A 337-nucleotide genomic window follows, 5' to 3' on the forward strand; every position below is an offset into this window, starting at 1 on the left:
CATTTCGGAAAATCTTTCCACTTACAATATTCCACTCCGGACTTGGTAAAGCGAAAAGCGAAATTTACTCGCTGGTGTGTCATGCAGGAAATTGCAAATGATATAAGCATATAAAAAAAGATGCATGACATGATTCGCCAAGGCTGACTCATTCCTTCGTACACTGAATACATGATGAGCGAACCACCAATGATTAGCGCGTTCATAAATACAAACATGCAGTTGGCTATAAATGTATTGTAGTTGCGCGCCCGTATCGACCACCCCAGTAGCTCCGGCTCATGGGCATACGTCCATTTCAGCTGGGGCGGTAGTGCAGGCGGTTTAATAAAATTGA

The 337-nt window shown here is 43.6% G+C and carries 1 pseudogene; it reads right to left on the minus strand.

Annotated elements, in window-relative coordinates:
• Nucleotides 1–337 (minus strand): annotated as a pseudogene (locus tag ACCD02_RS32690) (hypothetical protein); the annotation flags it as partial.

Source organism: Pseudomonas sp. Pseusp88, from assembly GCF_047303955.1.
Classification (GTDB): domain Bacteria; phylum Pseudomonadota; class Gammaproteobacteria; order Pseudomonadales; family Pseudomonadaceae; genus Aquipseudomonas.